General features: G+C 68.0%; 16 protein-coding genes. 5 read left to right on the top strand and 11 right to left on the bottom strand.

Going from position 1 to position 18,557, the window contains the following annotated elements; all coding sequences use genetic code 11:
* The first annotated feature begins 35 nt into the window (after positions 1-35).
* Positions 36-314, top strand: a complete 279-nt coding sequence (locus tag AC1RAA_RS14050) for a hypothetical protein (RefSeq protein WP_159278175.1) — start codon at positions 36-38, stop codon at positions 312-314.
* Between the two features lie 7 nt (positions 315-321).
* Here AC1RAA_RS14050 and AC1RAA_RS14045 read toward each other — a convergent pair whose 3' ends face one another.
* From AC1RAA_RS14045 to AC1RAA_RS14030, 4 genes are all read right to left on the bottom strand, one after another.
* Positions 322-840, bottom strand: a complete 519-nt coding sequence (locus AC1RAA_RS14045) for a GNAT family N-acetyltransferase (protein WP_492728666.1) — start codon at positions 838-840, stop codon at positions 322-324.
* Positions 840-1,634: an ABC transporter ATP-binding protein gene (locus AC1RAA_RS14040; protein ID WP_159274960.1), complete on the bottom strand. Its 795-nt coding sequence runs from the start codon at positions 1,632-1,634 to the stop codon at positions 840-842. Before AC1RAA_RS14040 ends, AC1RAA_RS14045 begins: the two co-directional genes overlap by 1 nt.
* Positions 1,634-2,530 carry an ABC transporter permease gene (locus AC1RAA_RS14035; RefSeq protein WP_062474491.1) on the bottom strand — a complete coding sequence of 299 codons (897 nt, stop codon included), beginning with the start codon at positions 2,528-2,530 and terminating at the stop codon, positions 1,634-1,636. Before AC1RAA_RS14035 ends, AC1RAA_RS14040 begins: the two co-directional genes overlap by 1 nt.
* An 80-nt stretch (positions 2,531-2,610) precedes the next feature.
* On the bottom strand, positions 2,611-3,588 hold the full coding sequence (locus tag AC1RAA_RS14030; protein ID WP_172438392.1) for an ABC transporter substrate-binding protein: 978 nt from the start codon (positions 3,586-3,588) through the stop codon (positions 2,611-2,613).
* A gap of 219 nt (positions 3,589-3,807) precedes the next feature.
* Here AC1RAA_RS14030 and AC1RAA_RS14025 point away from each other — a divergent pair, with 219 nt between their 5' ends.
* Positions 3,808-4,284 (top strand): Lrp/AsnC family transcriptional regulator, encoded by a 477-nt coding sequence (locus AC1RAA_RS14025; RefSeq protein ID WP_492728668.1) that lies wholly within the window; start codon positions 3,808-3,810, stop codon positions 4,282-4,284.
* Between the two features lie 13 nt (positions 4,285-4,297).
* Here the strand turns inward: AC1RAA_RS14025 and AC1RAA_RS14020 are convergent, their stop codons facing one another.
* The 6 genes from AC1RAA_RS14020 to ugpB form a co-directional block, all read right to left on the bottom strand.
* Positions 4,298-6,802, bottom strand: coding sequence for a DUF3772 domain-containing protein (locus AC1RAA_RS14020; RefSeq protein ID WP_492728670.1), 2,505 nt, complete (start codon positions 6,800-6,802; stop codon positions 4,298-4,300).
* Positions 6,803-6,853: 51 nt separating this feature from the next.
* Positions 6,854-7,600 (bottom strand): glycerophosphodiester phosphodiesterase, encoded by a 747-nt coding sequence (gene ugpQ, locus AC1RAA_RS14015; protein ID WP_492728672.1) that lies wholly within the window; start codon positions 7,598-7,600, stop codon positions 6,854-6,856.
* Positions 7,601-7,603: 3 nt separating this feature from the next.
* On the bottom strand, positions 7,604-8,611 hold the full coding sequence (ugpC, locus tag AC1RAA_RS14010) for a sn-glycerol-3-phosphate ABC transporter ATP-binding protein UgpC (RefSeq protein WP_062474484.1): 1,008 nt from the start codon (positions 8,609-8,611) through the stop codon (positions 7,604-7,606).
* Between the two features lie 3 nt (positions 8,612-8,614).
* The gene (gene ugpE / locus AC1RAA_RS14005; protein ID WP_062474482.1) at positions 8,615-9,466 is read right to left on the bottom strand and encodes a sn-glycerol-3-phosphate ABC transporter permease UgpE; all 852 of its coding nucleotides are present in this window, start codon (positions 9,464-9,466) and stop codon (positions 8,615-8,617) included.
* 39 nt (positions 9,467-9,505) lie between these two features.
* Complete coding sequence (gene ugpA / locus AC1RAA_RS14000; RefSeq protein ID WP_062474481.1) at positions 9,506-10,387, bottom strand: sn-glycerol-3-phosphate ABC transporter permease UgpA; 882 nt, start codon at positions 10,385-10,387, stop codon at positions 9,506-9,508.
* A 98-nt stretch (positions 10,388-10,485) separates the two neighbouring features.
* Positions 10,486-11,796 carry a sn-glycerol-3-phosphate ABC transporter substrate-binding protein UgpB gene (ugpB, locus tag AC1RAA_RS13995; RefSeq protein ID WP_070063600.1) on the bottom strand — a complete coding sequence of 437 codons (1,311 nt, stop codon included), beginning with the start codon at positions 11,794-11,796 and terminating at the stop codon, positions 10,486-10,488.
* Positions 11,797-12,023: 227 nt separating this feature from the next.
* Here ugpB and serA point away from each other — a divergent pair, with 227 nt between their 5' ends.
* The 3 genes from serA (at position 12,024) to AC1RAA_RS13980 (ending at position 17,699) form a co-directional block, all read left to right on the top strand.
* Complete coding sequence (gene serA / locus AC1RAA_RS13990) at positions 12,024-13,256, top strand: phosphoglycerate dehydrogenase (protein ID WP_070063599.1); 1,233 nt, start codon at positions 12,024-12,026, stop codon at positions 13,254-13,256.
* Between the two features lie 130 nt (positions 13,257-13,386).
* Entirely contained in the window at positions 13,387-17,265 is a 3,879-nt protein-coding gene (locus AC1RAA_RS13985; protein WP_492728674.1) for a DUF3683 domain-containing protein, read from the top strand.
* Positions 17,262-17,699 (top strand): HIT family protein, encoded by a 438-nt coding sequence (locus AC1RAA_RS13980; RefSeq protein ID WP_492728675.1) that lies wholly within the window; start codon positions 17,262-17,264, stop codon positions 17,697-17,699. The genes AC1RAA_RS13985 and AC1RAA_RS13980 overlap by 4 nt, the downstream gene beginning before the upstream one ends.
* Before the next feature lie 15 nt (positions 17,700-17,714).
* Here AC1RAA_RS13980 and AC1RAA_RS13975 read toward each other — a convergent pair whose 3' ends face one another.
* Positions 17,715-18,506 carry a hypothetical protein gene (locus tag AC1RAA_RS13975; protein ID WP_492728677.1) on the bottom strand — a complete coding sequence of 264 codons (792 nt, stop codon included), beginning with the start codon at positions 18,504-18,506 and terminating at the stop codon, positions 17,715-17,717.
* Between the last annotated feature and the right edge of the window lie 51 nt (positions 18,507-18,557).

The raw sequence follows: 18,557 nt of genomic DNA, 5'->3' as shown, positions 1-18,557 counted from the left end.
CCGCCACATGGCCTTGCGCTCACTCACAGCCCCTCATGGACCTGCTGGATCTCTTCAACCACCTGCTTAATTTTGCGGCACCGGCGGCCTTCATCGCCTTGGTGCTCGTGGCTGTCGGGCGCTTCCTCGGCGGCCCGCGCACCGGCATTCCGCACTGGTGGAAGCAATGGGCGATCACCTTCGGGGCCGGCCTGCTGACCTCGCTGGCCGGGCTGATCCTCACGGGACGCGACGGCTCGATGGCCACCTATGCCGCGCTGGCGGTGGTCTGCGGCACGGTGCAGTGGATCGCGATGCGCGGCTGGGGCCGCTGAGCCGGGCTCAGTCCAGCCGGCGGGCCATGTAGACCGAGTCCCCGGGGTAGGTCGCCAGCCGGGCCTGCTGCAGGTCATCGGCCGGCACCGTGGCCGCATAGCCCTGGCGTTCCCAGAACCCGATCGAAGCCTGCACCGACACCAGCGTCGAATGCCGCCAGCCGGCGCGCAGCGCGTGGGCCCAGGCATGGCGCACGAGGCGCGGCCCCAGGCCCAGCCCCGAGGCCTCGGGGTGCACGGCCAGGTCGTGCAGGTACAGCGCGTCGGCGTTGGGCGCCATCTCGAAATCGCCGTGCAACGGCGTGAGCTTGCCGCGCTGCGAGGGATACGCCGCCAGGTAGGCCCGCACGGCGCCGCCGTGCTCGGCCACCCAGCCGGTGTGCGGCGAGGCCGCCAGCCGCCGCGCGATGAGCACGCCGTCCTCCACGAACCCCGCGCCGTAGCAGGCGAGCTGGATCGCCAGCACCGCGTCGAGGTCGTCCGCGCGCATGTCGCGCACGAGCAGAAGAGGAGTCGCCGCGTCCATCAGGCCAGCAGCAGCTTGTCGTCGTCCAGCTTCTCGCCGCGCGTCTGCTCGAACATGCGCAGCAGGTCGGGCACGTCCAGGCCCGCGCGCTGGTCGCCGGCCACGTCGAGGATCACCTGGCCCTCGTGCAGCATCACGGTGCGCGTGCCGTAGTCCAGCGCTTGGCGCATGCTGTGCGTGACCATCATCGCGGTGAGCTGGCTGCCTTCGACGATCTTGGCGGTGAGCTCCAGCACGAAGGCGGCGGTCTTCGGGTCGAGCGCGGCCGTGTGCTCATCGAGCAGCAGGATGCGCGAGGGCCGCAGCGAGGCCATCAGCAGGCTCACGGCCTGGCGCTGGCCGCCCGAGAGCAGGCCGATGCGGTCGGCCAGACGGTTTTCCAGGCCCAGCTTCAGGATCGACAGCTTCTCGCGGAACAGCTCGCGCAGGTTGCGGTTGAGCGAAAAGCCGAAGCCGCGCCGCTCGCCGCGCTTCCACGCCAGCGCCATGTTCTCCTCAATGGTCAGCGCCTCGCAGGTGCCGGCCATCGGGTCCTGGAACACGCGCGCCACCATGCCCGAGCGCTGCCAGGCGTTCAGGCGGGTCACGTCCTTGCCGTCGATCTCCAGGCGACCCTTGTCGACCATCAGGTCGCCGCTGATCGCATTGAGGAAGGTCGACTTGCCCGCGCCGTTCGAGCCGATCACGGTGACGAACTGGCCGGTCGGAATGTCCAGGCTCAGGCCGCGCAGCACGCGGTTCTCGATCGGCGTGCCCGGGTTGAAGGTGATTTCGAGTTGTTGGGCGCGCAGCATCAGTTCTTCCCCTTGAAGAGTCCGCCCAGCTTGCGCTTGTAGGCGGGCACCAGCAGCGCGAACGCCACGAGCACGGCGGTGACCAGGTTCAGGTCCTGCGCCTGCAGGCCCATGAAGTCGGTGTTCAGCGCCATCGCGATGAAGAAGCGGTACAGCAGCGCACCCAGCACGCAGGCCAGCGTGGTGATGACCATGCTGCGCGCGGGCAGCAGGGTCTCGCCGATGATCACGGCGGCCAGGCCGATCACGATCGTGCCCACGCCCATCGAGATGTCGGCCGTGCCCTGGCTCTGCGCGAACAGCGCGCCGGCCAGCGCCACCAGCGCATTGGAGAGCGCCAGGCCCGCCATGGTCTGGAAGTCGGTCGAGATGCCCTGGGCCCGCGCCATGCGCGCGTTGCCGCCGGTGGCGCGCATCGCCAGGCCCGCTTCGGAGGCAAAGAACAGGTCGACGACGATCTTCGCGGCGATCACGATGATCAGCAGCAGCAGCGGCTTGGCCCACTGCTCGGGCATGCCGCCGAAGCTGACCATGCTGAACACGGTGGGTTCGGTGATGAGCGCCACGTTGGGCTTGCCCATCACGCGCAGGTTGATGGAGTACAGCGCGATCATCACCAGGATGCTCGCGAGCAGCTGCATGATCTTCAGCTTGACGTTGAGCCAGGCCGTGAGCCAGCCCGAGGCGGCACCGGCCACGCAGGCCACGGCCGTGGCGGCGGCGGGGTTCCAGCCCGCGACGATGAGCGTCGCGGCCACGGCGGCGCCCAGCGGAAAGCTGCCGTCCACCGTGAGGTCGGGAAAGTTGATGATGCGAAACGACATGAAGACGCCCAGCGCGACCAGTCCGAAAATCAGACCGATCTCGATGGCGCCCAGCGAAGCAATGAGGGACATGGGGGCTTCCGGCGGGAGCGCAGTCGGCGGGCCCCGGCGCCCGGCCTGCGCCGGGAGCGGAAGGCCCGCCGGGGCGGCGTTTACTTGGTGCTGACGACCTTCGCCGACTTCAGCAGCGCGTCCGACAGGGTCACGCCCTGCAGCTTGGCCGCGCCGGGGTTCACCACCAGCTCGAAGTTGGTGCTGGTCTGCGAGGCGATGGTGCCGGGCTTCTCGCCCTTGAGGATGCGCACCACGATCTTGCCGGTCTGGCGGCCGATGTCGGTGTAGTTCAGGCCCAGCGCGGCCACGGCGCCGCGCTCGACGGTGGCGGTGTCGGCGGCCACCACGGGCAGCTTGGCCTGCTGGGCCACCTTCACGATGCCTTCGAAGGCCGAAACCACGTTGTTGTCGGTGGGCGTGTAGATCACGTCGGCCTTGCCGACCAGGCTCTGGGCGGCGGTGGGCACGTCGACCGTGCGCGCGGCGGCGGCTTCGACCACCGTCATGCCGGCGGCCGAGGCGGCCTTCTTGAGCGACTCGACGATGGCCACCGAGTTGGCTTCGCCGGGGCTGTAGATCACGCCGACGCGCTTGGCCGTGGGCACGACCTTCTTGATCAGGTCGATGTGCTTCTCCAGCGGCGACAGGTCGGACACGCCGGTCACGTTGGTGCCCGAGGGCTCCCAGTTCTTCACCAGCTTGGCGGCCACCGGGTCGGTGATGGCCGAGTACACGACGGGAATGGTCTTGGTGGCGGCCACGGTCGCCTGCGCCGACGGCGTGGCGATGGCGACGATCACGTCGGGCGCATCGCCCACGTACTTGCGGGCGATCTGGGCGGCGGTGCCCACGTTGCCCTGGGCGCTCTGGTAGGTGAACTTGAGGTTCTTGCCCGCTTCGTAGCCGGCGGCCTTCAGCTCTTCCTTCACGCCGTCGCGCACGGCGTCCAGCGCCGGGTGCTCGACGATGGCGGTCACGGCGACCGACTTGTCGGCGGCCAGCGCCGGTGCGGCGGCGAGCACGCCGAGGGCCAGGGCCACGGCGCTGAAGGGGGTGCGAAGCAAAGCGTTTTTCACGTAAGGGTCTCCGGGTGGGGAAAGGGGTGTGGGTGCGTTCGAAGCCGCCGGCAAGGCACCGGCAAAGCACCAGGGCGCGCAATTCAGCGGCCCGGCGTGGCGCAACGCCGTCCGGGCGCGTCGAAGTCTAGATCGTACTTTGCACAATTAAGGTGCATGAATGCCTCGGGCTTTCCCCGCTTTAGGAAACATAATTGCATCATTGATGCGCATTGGGATATGAAATTGCAGATCATCGAACTCGACCGGACCGATCGGCGGATTCTGGACCACCTCCAGGCGCACGGCCGCGCGTCCAACCTGGACCTGGCCGAGGTGGCCCAGCTGTCGCCCGCGCAGTGCCTGCGGCGCCACCGGCGGCTCGAGGAACTGGGGCTGATCAGCGGCTACGCCGCGCGGCTCAACGCACGGCACATCGGGCTGGGCGTGATCGCCTTCATCCACGTCACGATGGCGCGCGGCCACGTCGACGAGCTGCCCAAGTTCCAGGACCTGATCGCCGACATGCGCCAGATCCTGGAGTGCTACTCGGTGACGGGCGACTTCGACTACGTGCTCAAGGTGGTCGCGCGCGACCTGGAGGCGCTGTCGCAGTTCCTGATGCACACGCTGATGCACATGCCGGGCGTGTCGGCGGTGCGCTCCAGCGTGTGCCTGAACGAGATCAAGTGCACCGGGGCGCTGCCGCTCGAATAGGGCGGCAGCGGCGTCAGGTGCTGGTGGTGCCCGGCAGCGGAGACGCCGGTGTGGCGGGCGCCGGCGACGGCTCGGCGGGCAGCACCGGCGCGGGCGCCGCCATCACCAGCGTCGTGGGCGTGGCCAGCGGCAGGTCGGCCTGCTTGAGCGCGTCAAGGATCGTGAACAGCAGGTCGCTGCGCACGCCGCCCGCCAGCCGGGGGCTCGGCACGTAGGCGATGGCCTGGAAGATCAGCAGCCCGTTCTCGATGCCTTCGAGCGTGAGCGAGGGCGCCGGCGTTTCCAGCACGCCCTCGTGCGCGCGGCAGGCCTCGAGGATCAGCTCGCGCACGCGCTGCGCGTCGGTGGTCAGCGGCATCGGCAGGCGGATCAGCACGCGGCCTTCGGCGTTGGCCAGCGTCATGTTGCGCACGGTCTTGGTGATGAACTCCGAGTTCGGCACGATCAGCGTCGAGCGGTCGCCCAGCTGGATCTCGGTGGCGCGCACGTTGATGCGCCGCACGTCGCCCTCGGTGGTGCCCAGTACCACCCAGTCGCCCACTTTCACCGGCTGCTCGGCCAGCAGGATCAGCCCCGAGATGAAGTTCTGCACGATGGCCTGCAGGCCGAAGCCGATGCCCACCGACAGCGCGCTCGCCACCCACGCGATGCGCTCGATGCCGATGCCCAACGCCGACAGCGAGAACGCCACCACCAGGATGCCGCCCACGTAGCCCAGCAGCGTGGTGATCGAGCTCTGCATGCCCGGTTCGAACTGCGTGCTCGGCAGGTAGCTGCGCGAGAGCCAGCGCTTGAACACCCGCAGCACGATGAAGCCGATCACGGCCACCGCCACGGCGCTGAGGATCGCGCCGGGCACCAGCTGGAATTCGCCCACCTTCACGCCGGTGCCGAGCTTGCCGCCGCGCTGGAACACCTCGCCCGGGCCCGTGCCCAGCGGCGCGGCCAGCGCCACCAGCATGTAGAAGAACAGCGCCACGCGGCTCAGGCCCGAGAGCACCGTGGCCGCCTGGTCGAGCGTCTGCGGCGCGAGGCCGAAGCTCTTCTGCAGCCGCTGGCCGGAGGCGCTGCGCGAGGACACCACGGCCATGAACAGGTCGTCGGCGAACTTGAACAGCACGTAAAAGGCCGCCGCGACGATGCCGCTCCAGGTGAGCTGCGAGGCCAGGAAGCTCGCCAGCGCCACGTAGCCGAAGGCCACCAGCACCCAGATCGCGATCACCAGTACCACGATCAGCGCCACCAGCACCCCGACCCACATCGGCCGTTCCGGCAGGCCGGCGTCGGGCGCGTCGGCGCGCAGCGCCTTCAGGCGGTACACGACGGTGCCCACCAGCGCGGTGAGCAGCAGCGCCGTCGCCACGTGCGTCGTGACCACGGCGGCAAAGCTGGCGTCGATGAGCGCGTTGATCTCGGCCGGCGTCCACGCCAGCGCGGCCACCAGCGCCACCAGCCACGGCAGCGCCGACAGGCGCTGCGCCGTGAGGTCGGGAATGGCCGGCAGGCGCCACGACGGCCGCCCCGTGGCCAGCAGCCCGCGTCCCAGGCCGATGATGAACGCCATGAAGGTCAGCGTCTGCGCCGCCGATTGCAGCGCCTTGCGCGCCTGCGCGTCCCACATCGCGTAGGCCTTGAGCACTTCGACGACGCCGTGCGCGGCCACGGCGACCAGCAGCACGTGCGTGGCGACGATGGCGATCACCAGCAGCGAGCGGCGCAGCCGCCCGGCCGGCAGCACGCGCGTGGCCAGGCGCGCCAGCCCGCGCTCGGCGGCCCAGACGCCGAGCCAGGCGAGCAGCAGCGCGCCGATGAACGAGGCGATCACCGGCGTGCGGCTTTCGGGCTGCAGCGCCTGGTCGAAGCCGTCGCCGAGCGCCGCCCCGATCGCCTGCAGCCGCGCGAAGTCGTCGGGCCAGGCCTCGCGCAGGTCGTCCCAGAACTCGCCGCTGAGCGGCGAGGCGGCGCGGCTGGTGAGCTCGGCCTCGAACTGCTGGCGCCGCTGCGACACCACGTCGGTGCCGCGCTGGCGCACGTCGATCGCCAGCAGCTTGGCCAGGCGGATGTCCGCATCGAGCGCGTTGCGTTCCTTGGTCAGCTGCGCGCGCTGGCGCGTGATGTTGGGGTCTTCGGTGGCGCCGGCGGCGGGCGGGTTGCCGAGTTCGCCGAGGCGCGCGTTCAGGTCGGCCAGCTCGCTGGCGCGGGCGGCGACGAACTTGTCGGCCTGCACGCCGATCTCGTTGATCTGCGCGAGCTGCTTGCGTGCGTCGTCTTCGGCGCCCGGAACGACACTGGCGTTGCCTTTGCCCGAAGGCGCGATGCGGGCGAACTGCGCGCGCAGTTCGGCGATGGTGGGGGGCGGGGCGGCCGCCGCCGCGGTGTTGGCGCTGTTGTTGGGGTTGCCGTTGCCTGCGTTCATGCTGGCGTCCGGCTGCGCGAAGGCGCCGCCGCACGTCAGCAGGGCCCACAGAGCCAGGAGGGCGGGAAGGCACAGGCCCGCCAGGCGAGAGGTCCGATTCATGGCCGCATCATAGAAGCCGCCATGACGTAAGAACGGGTAAGAAATGCAGCGTCAGCCCGCGGGGCTGAACAGGTCCACCCGGTCGGTGATGATGCCGTCGGTGCCCAGGTCGATGAGGCGCTGCGCGGCCCAATCGTCGTTCACCGTGTAGCTCAGCGAGCGCAGGCCCGCGCCATGCACCTGCGCCACGGTGGTGGCGTCCCACAGCGCGTGGTTGCAGACGATGGCCTGGCAACCCAGGCCCAGCGCGGTGTCGAGCCAGCCGTTCCAGAGCGTGTCGAGCAGCAGGCCGCGCGGCAGTTCGGGCGCCACGGCCTGCGCGCCCTTCAGCGCATCGACCTGGAACGAGGTGAGCAGCGGCGGCACGGCCGCACCCTGCCACAGGCGCGCGGCTTCGCGCGCCACCACCTCGCCGGTCTCGCGCTCGGTGCTGGGCGTGGGCTTGATCTCGATGTTCAGCAGCAGGTCGTTGGCCCGGCAGAAGCGCGCCAGGTTCTCCAGCGTGGGCAGCGGCTCGCCCGCGAAGGCGCGCGAATGCCAGCCGCCCGCGTCGAGCTGCGACAGCGCGCTCCACGTCTGCTGGCCGCCGATGCCGTGGCCGTTGGTGGTGCGGTCGAGCGTGGCGTCGTGCATCAGGAAGACCACGCCGTCGGCGCTGAGCTTGGCGTCGCACTCGAACATGCGGTAGCCGTGCGAGGCGCCGAAGCGGAAGGCCGCGAGCGTGTTCTCGGGCGCCAGCTTGCCGGCGCCGCGGTGCGCGACCCAACGGGGGTAGGGCCAGGGGCTGCGTTCGGCCATCGCTCAGTCGGCGCGCTTGCCGGAGCCGGCGTCGAACCAGTGCAGCTTGTCTTCGCGCGCGGCGATCTTCACCGTGTCGCCAGCCACCGGCGGGTGGTCGCCTTCGTCGGTGCGCATGATGATCTGTTCTTCGCCGATGCGGCCATACACCAGGCGCTCGGCGCCCAGCAGTTCGACCTGCTCGACCTGCACCGTCCAGCCGCTTTCGTCGAGCTTCATGTGCTCGGGGCGGATGCCCAGGATCTGGCCCGGGCGCACGCCCGGTGCGTGCTTGAGCAGGTTCATCGGCGGCGAGCCGATGAAGCTCGCCACGAAGGTGGTGGCGGGCCTGGAGTACACCTCTTCGGGCGTCGCGAACTGGTCCATCACGCCGCCGTTCATCACGATGATGCGCTGCGCCAGCGTCATGGCCTCGACCTGGTCGTGCGTGACGAACAGCGAGGTGATGCCGAGCTCGCGGTGCAGCTTCTGGATCTCGAGGCGGGTCTGGGCGCGCAGCTTGGCGTCCAGGTTCGACAGGGGTTCGTCGAACAGGAACACCTGCGGCTGGCGCACGATGGCGCGGCCCATGGCCACGCGCTGGCGCTGGCCGCCCGAGAGTTCGCGCGGCTTGCGCTCGAGCAGGTGGCCCAGCTCGAGGATCTTGGCCGCCTTGTCGACGCGCACCTTGATCTCGGCCGTCGGTACCTTGGCGATCTTCAGGCCGTAGGCCATGTTCGCGAACACGCTCATGTGCGGGTACAGCGCGTAGTTCTGGAACACCATGGCGATGTCGCGCTCGGAGGGCTCGAGCTGGTTCACGACCTTGCCGCCGATGCAGATTTCGCCGGCCGAGATTTCCTCCAGGCCCGCGACCATGCGCAGCAGCGTCGACTTGCCGCAGCCCGAAGGGCCGACGATGACGATGAATTCGTGGTCGGCGATCTCGGCGCTCACGCCGTGGATGACCTGGTTGGCTTTCGGCCCGTGGCCGTAGCGCTTGATGACGTTGCGTAGGGAAAGAGCTGCCATTTTTTATTTCTCGGTATCTACAAGGCCCTTGACGAACCACTTTTGCATCAGGATCACCACCAGCGCGGGCGGCAGCATCGCCAGGATGGCGGTGGCCATCACGACGTTCCATTCGTTCTGCCCGTCGCCGCCGGCAATCATCCGCTTGATGCCGACCACCACGGGGTACATGTCTTCGCTCGTGGTCGCCAGCAGCGGCCACAGGTACTGGTTCCAGCCGTAGATGAACTGGATCACGAACAGCGCCGCGATCGAGGTCTTGGACAGCGGGAGCAGCACGTCGAAGAAAAAGCGCATGGGGCTCGCACCATCCATGCGCGACGCTTCGGTGAGCTCGTCGGGCACCGTGAGGAAGAACTGGCGGAACAGGAAGGTGGCCGTGGCCGACGCGATCAGCGGCACCGTCAGGCCCGCGTAGGTGTTCAGCATGTTCAGGTCGGACAGCACCTTGTAGGTGGGCAGGATGCGCACCTCCACCGGCAGCATCAGCGTCACGAAGATGGCCCAGAAGCAGATCTTCTTGAACGGGAAGCGGAAGTACACGATGGCGAAGGCCGACAGCAGCGAGATGGTGATCTTGCCGATGGCGATGACCATGGCCGTCACGAAGCTCACCCACATCATGTGCGCCACCGGGGCGTTGGAGCCCGCGCTGCTCTCGCGCCCGAACAGCGCGCCCTTGTAGCTGTCGACGATGTTCGAGCCGGGGGTCAGGGGCATCGGCGCCTGCACGATCTCCTGGGCCGTGTGCGTGGAGGCCACGAACGCCAGGTAGAGCGGGAAGGCGACGATGAACACGCCCAGGATCATGATGACGTGGGCCAGGATGCCCTGCGTGCCGCGTTTCTCAACCATGCTGCGCTCCGCCGAATTCGATTTGTTCTTGTTGCTTCATCAGTACTGCACTTTCTTCTCGACGTAGCGGAACTGGATGACCGTCAGCGCCACCACGATCACCATCAGCACCACCGACTGCGCGGCCGAACCGCCCAGGTCCAGGCCCTTGAAGCCGTCGTGGTAGACCTTGTAGACCAGGATGGTCGTGTCCTTGCCCGGGCCGCCCTGCGTGGCCGCATCGACGATCGCGAAGGTGTCGAAGAAGGCGTAGACCACGTTGATCACCAGCAGGAAGAAGGTGGTGGGCGACAGCAGCGGGAACTGCACGGTCCAGAAGCGGCGCCACGGGCGCGCGCCGTCGATGGCCGCGGCCTCGATCAGCGACTTCGGAATCGACTGCAGGCCGGCCAGGAAGAACAGGAAGTTGTACGAGATCTGCTTCCACACCGAGGCCATCACGATCAGCGTCATGGCGTGGCCCGAGTCGAGCAGGTGGTTCCAGTTGATGCCGATCTTGCCCAGGGCATAGGCCACCACGCCCAGCGAGGGCGAGAACATGAAGACCCACAGCACGGCCGCCACGGCGGGCGCCACGGCGTACGGCAGGATCAGCATGGTCTTGTAGAACATGCCGCCGCGCACGATGCGGTCGGCGAACACGGCCAGCATCAGCGACAGGCTGATGCCGATGCCGGCCACCAGCACCGAGAACAGGGCGGTGGTCTTGAACGACTCGGCATAGGCCGGGTCGTCGAACAGGTGGCGGAAGTTGTCGAACCCGACGAACTCGACCGACGTGCCGAACGCGTCCTGCTGCTGCAGCGACTGCAACAGCGCCTGGCCGGCCGGCCAGAAGAAAAACACGAGGATCACCGCCATCTGCGGTGTCAGCAGCAGCCAGGGCAACCAGCCCGAGCGAAAGAAAACGCGTTTTTCCATGAAGCCCCTACATAAAAAATCCCGCCCGGCGCACCCTGGAAGAAGGGCGTGCGGGGGCGGGCGATATTAGCCGGACACGGAGCCCGGATCTTCAATCGTTAGCTTTTGTTCGCCTTTTGGAAGCGTTCGAGCTGTTCGTTGCCGCGGGTCACGATCGAATCGAGGGCTTCCTTGGCGGTCTTCTTGCCGCCCCAGACCTGTTCGAGCTCTTCGTCCTCGATGGCGCGGATCTGCACGTAGTTGCCCAGGCGGATGCCGCGGCTCTTGTCGGTGACCTTGCGGATCATCTGCGTCACGGCCACGTCGGTGCCGGGGTTCTGCTTGTAGAAGCCCGATTCTTCGGTGAGCTTGTACGAGGCGGTGGTCACCGGCAGGTAGCCGGTGCGCTTGTGGCTGGCGGACTGCACTTCAGGCGTCGAGATGAAGCTGAAGAACTTGGCCACGCCCTTGTACTCGGCGGCCTTCTTGCCCGACATGACCCACAGGCTGGCGCCGCCGATCACGGTGTTCTGCGGTGCGCCCGGCACGTCCGGGTAGTAGGGCAGGGGTGCCAGGCCGTAGGCGAACTTGGCGTTCTTGGCCACGTTGCCGTAGAAGCCCGACGACGTGTTGATCATGGCGCACTCGCCCGACACGAACGAGGCTTCAGGCACGTTGCCGCGGCCCTTGTAGATGAACAGGCCCTGCTTGGACATGCTGGCCAGGTTCTCGATGTGGCGCTGGTGCAGCGGCGAATTCACCTTCAGGCGCGCGTCCAGGCCCTGCAGGCCGTTGGCCTTGCTCGCAAATTCCACGTTGTGCCAGGCCGAGAAGCTCTCGACCTGCGTCCAGTTCTGCCAGGCCGTGGTGAACGGGCACTTGTGGCCGCTGGCCTTGAGTTTGGCGGCTGCCGCGACCACTTCGGGCCAGGTGGCGGGTGCCTTGTCGGTGGGCAGGCCGGCCGCCTTGAAGGCGTCCTTGTTGAAATAGAAGATGGTGGTCGAGCTGTTGAACGGGAAGCTCAGCATCTGGCCGTTGGGGGCGGTGTAGTAACCGGCCACGGCGGGGATGTAGGCGGCCGGGTCGAACTTCTCGCCCGCGTCCTTCATGACCTGGCCGACCGGAATGACGGCGCCCTTGCTGGCCATCATGGTGGCGGTGCCCACTTCGAACACCTGCAGGATGTGCGGCGCGTTGCCCGAGCGGAAGGCCGCGATGGAGGCCGTCATCGATTCGTCGTACGTGCCCTTGAAGGTCGGGACGATCTTGTATTCCTTCTGGCTCTCGTTGAACTGCTTGGCCAGGTCGTTGACCCACTCGTTGTTGACGGCGGTCATGGAATGCCACCACTGGATCTCGGTCTGGGCCTGGGCTGCATTGAACAGCGTGGCGGCCAGCGCCGATGCCAACGCGAGCGTCTTGAATCGCATGAAGACTCCTGAAGGGAAAAAATGGAAAGCGCGAATGCTAGGGCATGTGCGTGACACAGCCGCGTCACATTGGGGCACGGACCGAAGGGTTCCTCCAATCGGGGAAACCCCTTTGGCGTCAAGCCCGGCGCGGGTTGCGGGCCTCATGCTGCGCTGCACCATGCTAGCATCGCCCTCCCTTTTTTGGCCTAGCTTGTCGCCATGGCCGGGGCTTCCTTGAGTACGTCATGAGCAGCAAAACCTCCCTCGACAAAAGCAGGATCAAGTTCCTTTTGCTCGAAGGCATCCACCCCTCGGCCGTGGAGGTGCTGCGCGCCGCCGGCTACACCAACATCGAGTCGCTGCCGGGTGCGCTGCCCGACGCCGAACTCAAGGCCAAGATCGCCGACGTGCACTTCGTGGGCATCCGCTCGCGCACCCAGCTGACGGCCGAGGTGTTCGCTGCTGCGCACAAGCTGGTGGCGGCCGGGTGCTTCTGCATCGGCACCAACCAGGTCGACCTCGAGGCCGCCCGCGAACACGGCGTGGCCGTGTTCAACGCCCCGTATTCCAACACCCGCTCGGTGGCCGAGCTGGTGCTGGCCGAAGCCATCCTGCTGCTGCGCGGCGTGCCCGAGAAGAGCGCCGTGGCGCACCGCGGCGGCTGGCTCAAGTCGGCCGAGAACGCCTTCGAGATCCGCGGCAAGACGCTGGGCATCGTGGGCTACGGCTCCATCGGCGCGCAGCTGTCGGTGCTGGCCGAGGCGCTGGGCATGCACGTGGCCTTCTACGACGTGGTCACCAAGCTGCCGCTGGGCAACGCCCGCCAGGTGCGCGAGCTGCACCAGCTGCTGGGCCAGAGCGACATCGTGACCCTGCACGTGCCCGAGACCCAGGCCACGCAATGGATGATCGGCGCGGCCGAGATCGCCGCCATGAAGCCGGGCGCCATCCTGCTGAACGCCTCGCGCGGCACCGTGGTCGAGATCGAGCCACTGGCCGAGGCCCTCAAGAGCAAGAAGCTGCTGGGCGCCGCCATCGACGTGTTCCCGGTCGAGCCGCGCACCAACAAGGACGAGTTCCAGTCGCCGCTGCGCGGGCTGGACAACGTGATCCTCACGCCGCACATCGGCGGCTCGACCATGGAGGCGCAGGCCAACATCGGGCTCGAAGTGGCCGAGAAGCTGGTCAAGTACAGCGACAACGGCACCTCGACCTCGTCGGTCAACTTCCCCGAGGTGGCGCTGCCGGCGCACCCGGGCAAGCACCGCCTGCTGCACATCCACCGCAACGTGCCGGGAGTGCTGTCCGAGATCAACAAGATCTTCTCGGACAACAACATCAACATCTCGTCCCAGTTCCTGCAGACCAACGAGAAGATCGGCTACGTCGTGATGGACATCGACGCCGCCTCGTCCGACCTGGCGCTGGAAAAGCTGGCGAAGGTGGGCGGGACGATCCGCAGCCGCGTGCTGTTCTGAGCCCGCCGGGGCCCGTGCGGGCCCCGCGATAGGGAATAGCGGCAGGGGCACGGCAAAGCCCCCGGGGCCTGCCCTAAAATCGACTCCCCGGCTACATGGGCGCGCAGCGCCTGGCCAAGGGCCCCACCCGATGAATGCTCCGACCGCGTTGAATACGCTGTTGTCACAGGCCGCAGAGCCTGTACGACTGCGCGAGATCCCCTACAACTACACCAGCTTCTCCGACCGGGAGATCGTGATTCGCCTCCTGGGCGAACGCGGCTGGGACCTGCTGCAGACCCTGCGCGCCGAGCGCCGCACCGGCCGATCGGCGCGCATGCTCTACGAGGTGCTGGGCGACATCTGGGTGGTGCAGCGCAACCCCTACCTCGTCGACGACCTGCTCGACAACCCGCGCCGCCGCGGCCAGCTGGTCGACGCCCTGCGCCACCGCCTGGGCGAGGTGCAGAAGCGCCGCACCCCCGACAGCGACCTGCCGCGCGACCAGCTGGTGGGCGAGCTCACTGGCCTGGTCAGCCAGGCCGTCGCCGCCTTCGACGACACCTTCCGCGACGTCGCCGCGCTGCGCCGCAAGGCCACCCGCGTGCTGGGCCGGCTCACGGCCAAGGACAACATCAAGTTCGACGGCCTCTCGCGCGTGTCGCACGTGACCGACGCCACCGACTGGCGCGTCGAGTACCCCTTCGTCGTGCTGTGCCCCGACACCGAGGCCGAGATGGCCCTCTTGGTCAAAGGCTGCATCGAGCTGGGCCTGACCATCATCCCGCGCGGGGGCGGCACCGGCTACACCGGCGGCGCCATTCCGCTGACCTGGAAGAGCGTGGTCATCAACACCGAGAAGCTCGAAGCCATGACCGAGGTCGAGCACGTCGCGCTGCCCGGCTTGGCCGCGCCCGTGCCCACCATCTGGACCGAGGCCGGCGTGGTCACGCAGCGTGTGGCCGACGCGGCCGAGCGCGCGGGCTTCGTGTTCGCGGTCGACCCCACCTCCGCCGAGGCCTCGTGCGTCGGCGGCAACGTCGCCATGAACGCCGGCGGCAAGAAGGCCGTGCTCTGGGGCACGGCGCTGGACAACCTCGCCTCGTGGCGCATGGTCACGCCGCAGGCCGAATGGCTCGAAGTGACTCGCATCGGCCACAACTTGGGCAAGATCCACGACGCCGAGAGCGCCCTCTTCGAGTTGCAGTACTTCGCCGCCGACGGCAAGACGAAGCTGCGCACGGAGCGCTTGGACATTCCCGGCAAGACCTTCCGCAAGGAAGGCCTGGGCAAGGACGTGACCGACAAGTTCCTCTCCGGCCTGCCGGGCATCCAGAAAGAGGGCTGCGACGGCCTCATCACCAGCTGCCGCTGGGTGGTGCACAAGATGCCGGCGCACACGCGCACCGTGTGCCTCGAGTTCTTCGGCAACGCCAAGGACGCCGTGCCCAGCATCGTCGAGATCAAGGACTTCATGTTCGCCGAGCAGAAGCGCTCGGGCGTGCTGCTGGCCGGCCTGGAGCACCTGGACGACCGCTACCTGAAGGCCGTGGGCTACGCCACCAAGTCGAAGAAGCACGGCGGCCTGCCCAAGATGGTGCTGTTCGGCGACATCGCGGGCGACGACGCCGATTCGGTGGCCCGCGTCACCTCGGAAGTGGTGCGCATCGCCAACTCGCGCAGCGGCGAAGGCTTCATCGCCATCAGCCCCGAGGCGCGCAAGAAATTCTGGCTCGACCGCAAGCGCACGGCCGCCATCAGCAAGCACACCAACGCCTTCAAGATCAACGAAGACGTGGTGATTCCGCTGCCGCGCATGGCCGAGTACAGCGACGGCATCGAGCGCATCAACATCGAGCTGTCGCTGCAGAACAAGCTCGCGCTCACCGACGCGCTCGAAGCCTTTCTCACGCGCGGCAACCTGCCGCTGGGCAAGACCGACGACGCGCACGAGATTCCGGCGGCCGAGCTGCTGGAAGACCGCGTGGCGCAGGCCGTGGCGCTGGTGCACGAGGTGCGCGCGCTGTGGGCCGGCTGGCTGCAGAACGTCGACTCGCTGTTCCCGCAACTGCAGGACCACACCTTGCGCGCGAGCTGGAAGACCCAGCTGCGCCAGCCGCTGCAGGAGATTTTTTCGGGCGCCGAGTTCGGGCCGATCCTGGCCGAGTGCACCGCCATCCACAAGCAGGTGCTCAAGGGCCGCGTGTGGGTCGCGCTGCACATGCACGCGGGCGACGGCAACGTGCACACCAACATCCCCGTCAACAGCGACAACTACGAGATGCTGCAGGCCGCGCATGCCGCGGTGGTGCGCATCATGGCGCTGGCACGCAGCCTGGACGGCGTGATCTCGGGCGAGCACGGCATCGGCATCACCAAGCTCGAGTTCCTCACCGATGAAGAGCTGCGCCCCTTCACCGAATACAAGGCCCGGGTCGACCCCGAGGGCCGCTTCAACAAGGGCAAGCTGCTGCGCGCGCCCGCCGGGCAGGCGCAGACGCTGCACGCCGACCTGACCAATGCCTACACGCCGAGCTTCGGCCTCATGGGGCACGAGTCGCTGATCATGCAGCAGAGCGACATCGGCGCCATCGCCGACAGCGTCAAGGACTGCCTGCGCTGCGGCAAGTGCAAGCCGGTGTGCGCCACCCACGTGCCGCGCGCCAACCTGCTGTACAGCCCGCGCAACAAGATCCTCGCGACCTCGCTGTTGGTGGAGGCCTTCCTCTACGAGGAGCAGACCCGGCGCGGCATCAGCATCAAGCACTGGGAAGAGTTCGAGGACGTGGCCGACCACTGCACCGTGTGCCACAAGTGCCTCACGCCGTGCCCCGTGAAGATCGACTTCGGCGACGTGTCGATGAACATGCGCAACCTGCTGCGCAAGATGGGCCAGAAGAGCTTCCGCCCCGGCAACGCGGCCGCGATGTTCTTCCTGAACGCGACCAACCCGCAGACCATCAAGGCGGTGCGCGCGGGCATGGTGGGCATCGGCTTCAAGGCGCAGCGCCTGGCCAACGACCTGCTGAGTCGTCTCGCGAAGAAGCAGACCGGCGCGCCGCCGGCCACGCTGGGGCCCGCACCCATCAAGGAGCAGGTGATCCACTTCATCAACAAGAAGATGCCGGGCAACCTGCCGAAGAAGACGGCGCGCGCGCTGCTCGACATCGAGGATGCCGACTACGTGCCGATCATCCGCAACCCGAAGACGACCAGCTCGGAAACCGAGGCGGTCTTCTACTTCCCGGGCTGCGGATCGGAGCGGCTGTTCTCGCAGGTGGGCCTGGCCACGCAGGCGATGCTCTGGCACGCGGGCGTGCAGACCGTGCTGCCGCCGGGCTACCTGTGCTGTGGCTATCCGCAGCGCGGCAGCGGCCAGTTCGACAAGGCCGAGAAGATGATCACGGACAACCGTGTGCTCTTCCACCGCGTCGCCAACACGCTCAACTACCTGGACATCAAGACGGTGGTGGTGAGCTGCGGCACCTGCTACGACCAGCTGCAGGGCTACCAGTTCGACAAGATCTTCCCGGGCTGCCGGATCATCGACATCCACGAGTACCTGCTCGAAAAGGGCATCACCCTGGCCGATGCGGGCGGTGGCGGCTACCTGTACCACGACCCCTGCCATTCGCCGATGAAGCAGCAGGACCCGATGAAGACCGTGAAGGCGCTGGTCGGCGACAACGTGCTCAAGAACGACCGCTGCTGCGGGGAGTCGGGCACGCTGGGCGTGTCGCGGCCCGACATCTCGACGCAGATCCGCTTCCGCAAGGAAGAAGAGCTGAAGAAGGGCGAGGCCGCGCTGCGCGACGCCGGCAAGGTCGGCGCGACCGACAACGTGAAGATCCTCACCAGCTGCCCGAGTTGCCTGCAAGGCCTCTCGCGCTACGGCAACGACTTGAACAACGGCCTGCTCGAAGCCGACTACATCGTGGTCGAGATGGCGAACAAGCTGCTCGGCGACGACTGGATGCCGAACTACGTGGCCGCTGCCAACCAGGGCGGCATCGAGCGGGTGCTCGTATGACGGCGGTGGCCGGTTGCCCACTGTGCGACGCGCCCGGCGGGCGCATCGTGTTCGAAGGCGCGAAGCTGCGTGTCATCCATGCACAGGAAGAAGGCTTTCCGGCCTTCTATCGCGTGGTGTGGCAAGACCATGCGGCGGAGTTCTCCGATCTCGACGCGGCCGACCGCGCGCTGTGCATGGAGGCCGTGGTGCGCGTGGAGCAGTGCCTGCGCGACGCGCTGGCGCCCACCAAGCTCAACATCGCCGCGCTCGGCAACATGGTGGCGCACCTGCACTGGCACGTGATCGCGCGTTTCGACTGGGACAGCCATTTCCCCGGTTCGGTCTGGGCTGCCGTGCAGCGCACCGCGCCGGCCGAGCGGCTGGCCGCCGTTCAGGCGCTGCTGCCGCAGGCGGAGGCCGACATGGTCCGCCGGCTGGCGACGCTGGCCTGAGGCCTTCGCTTTTTCTTAGTTGGCCGCGGCGGTGCGCGTCGCGCTGCCTGCCTTGCGGTCCGCGCAGGCCTGTTTGAATTCCGGCGTGGCGCGCGTTTCCTTCGAGAAGCGCTTCGAGGCCACGCTGCCATCCCTGCACACGCGATCGAGCTCGGCCTGCGCGCTCTTGTTGCCCGCATGCGCGGCATGGGCCAGCAGGCGCACCGCGTGGAAGGGCAGCGCGCCCGAGCTGCCGGACGACGAGGTTGCTGCAGTGCTCGTCGGCTGCGGTGTTGCAGCAGCCTTGACCGGCTCCGCGGGCAGCGTGCGTGCGGTGCCCGCCGAGGTCGGCATGCGCTCGACGGCGGTGAAGTCGCCGCTCTTGCCAGCGCGCTCGACCATCTGCCGGTAGCTGTCCATCATGAACGACGTGTCCTTGGGCGTGAGCTCCTTCGCCGGCTTGGCAAGGTAGGCCGCGACCTCGGGTGGCAGCGCGGCGTTCACGGTGCTCAGTTCATGCGCGCCGCCGAAGCCGCGCGAGCCGGCCTGGGCGGCATGCGCGGCGTCGTCGCCCAGTGCCATCGCGCCCTTGGCGGCCACGCCGGTGGCACCTTCGGCTGCCACCGCACCGGCGCCGACTGCTGCGCCCTTGCCCGCCACACCGGCCGCCTTGCCGGCGGTCGCGGCCTTGCCTGCCGCTTTGCCGATCAGGCCCCAGAAGGCATGGGCCGGTGGGGCGAGGGCGGTGCCCGCGAGCGCGGCGCAGAGGACGAGGGCGGCCCGGTTCGGACGCGACAGGAGGAGGGGAGGGCGTGTGCGTGACGGCATGCAGCGATGCTAAGCGCAGGCGGCCGGCACGCTGGCGCGCAGCGCGCGGCA

Source organism: Variovorax sp. GW823-FHT04F07 (assembly GCF_058795995.1).
The sequence above is the reverse complement of the archived record's forward strand: the minus strand, read 5'-3'. Positions and strand labels throughout refer to the sequence as shown.

Bases quoted from the DNA above. Each gene is read 5' to 3' on its own strand.
- ugpB (WP_070063600.1), bottom strand. From the start codon at position 11,796: ATGCGATTCAAGACGCTCGCGTTGGCATCGGCGCTGGCCGCCACGCTG.
- AC1RAA_RS14020 (WP_492728670.1), bottom strand. From the start codon at position 6,802: ATGAATCGGACCTCTCGCCTGGCGGGCCTGTGCCTTCCCGCCCTCCTG.
- serA (WP_070063599.1), top strand. From the start codon at position 12,024: ATGAGCAGCAAAACCTCCCTCGACAAAAGCAGGATCAAGTTCCTTTTG.
- AC1RAA_RS14025 (WP_492728668.1), top strand. From the start codon at position 3,808: ATGAAATTGCAGATCATCGAACTCGACCGGACCGATCGGCGGATTCTG.
- ugpE (WP_062474482.1), bottom strand. From the start codon at position 9,466: ATGGTTGAGAAACGCGGCACGCAGGGCATCCTGGCCCACGTCATCATG.
- AC1RAA_RS13975 (WP_492728677.1), bottom strand. From the start codon at position 18,506: ATGCCGTCACGCACACGCCCTCCCCTCCTCCTGTCGCGTCCGAACCGG.
- AC1RAA_RS14045 (WP_492728666.1), bottom strand. From the start codon at position 840: ATGGACGCGGCGACTCCTCTTCTGCTCGTGCGCGACATGCGCGCGGAC.
- ugpQ (WP_492728672.1), bottom strand. From the start codon at position 7,600: ATGGCCGAACGCAGCCCCTGGCCCTACCCCCGTTGGGTCGCGCACCGC.
- ugpC (WP_062474484.1), bottom strand. From the start codon at position 8,611: ATGGCAGCTCTTTCCCTACGCAACGTCATCAAGCGCTACGGCCACGGG.
- AC1RAA_RS13980 (WP_492728675.1), top strand. From the start codon at position 17,262: ATGACGGCGGTGGCCGGTTGCCCACTGTGCGACGCGCCCGGCGGGCGC.
- AC1RAA_RS14035 (WP_062474491.1), bottom strand. From the start codon at position 2,530: ATGTCCCTCATTGCTTCGCTGGGCGCCATCGAGATCGGTCTGATTTTC.
- AC1RAA_RS14050 (WP_159278175.1), top strand. From the start codon at position 36: ATGGACCTGCTGGATCTCTTCAACCACCTGCTTAATTTTGCGGCACCG.
- ugpA (WP_062474481.1), bottom strand. From the start codon at position 10,387: ATGGAAAAACGCGTTTTCTTTCGCTCGGGCTGGTTGCCCTGGCTGCTG.
- AC1RAA_RS13985 (WP_492728674.1), top strand. From the start codon at position 13,387: ATGAATGCTCCGACCGCGTTGAATACGCTGTTGTCACAGGCCGCAGAG.
- AC1RAA_RS14040 (WP_159274960.1), bottom strand. From the start codon at position 1,634: ATGCTGCGCGCCCAACAACTCGAAATCACCTTCAACCCGGGCACGCCG.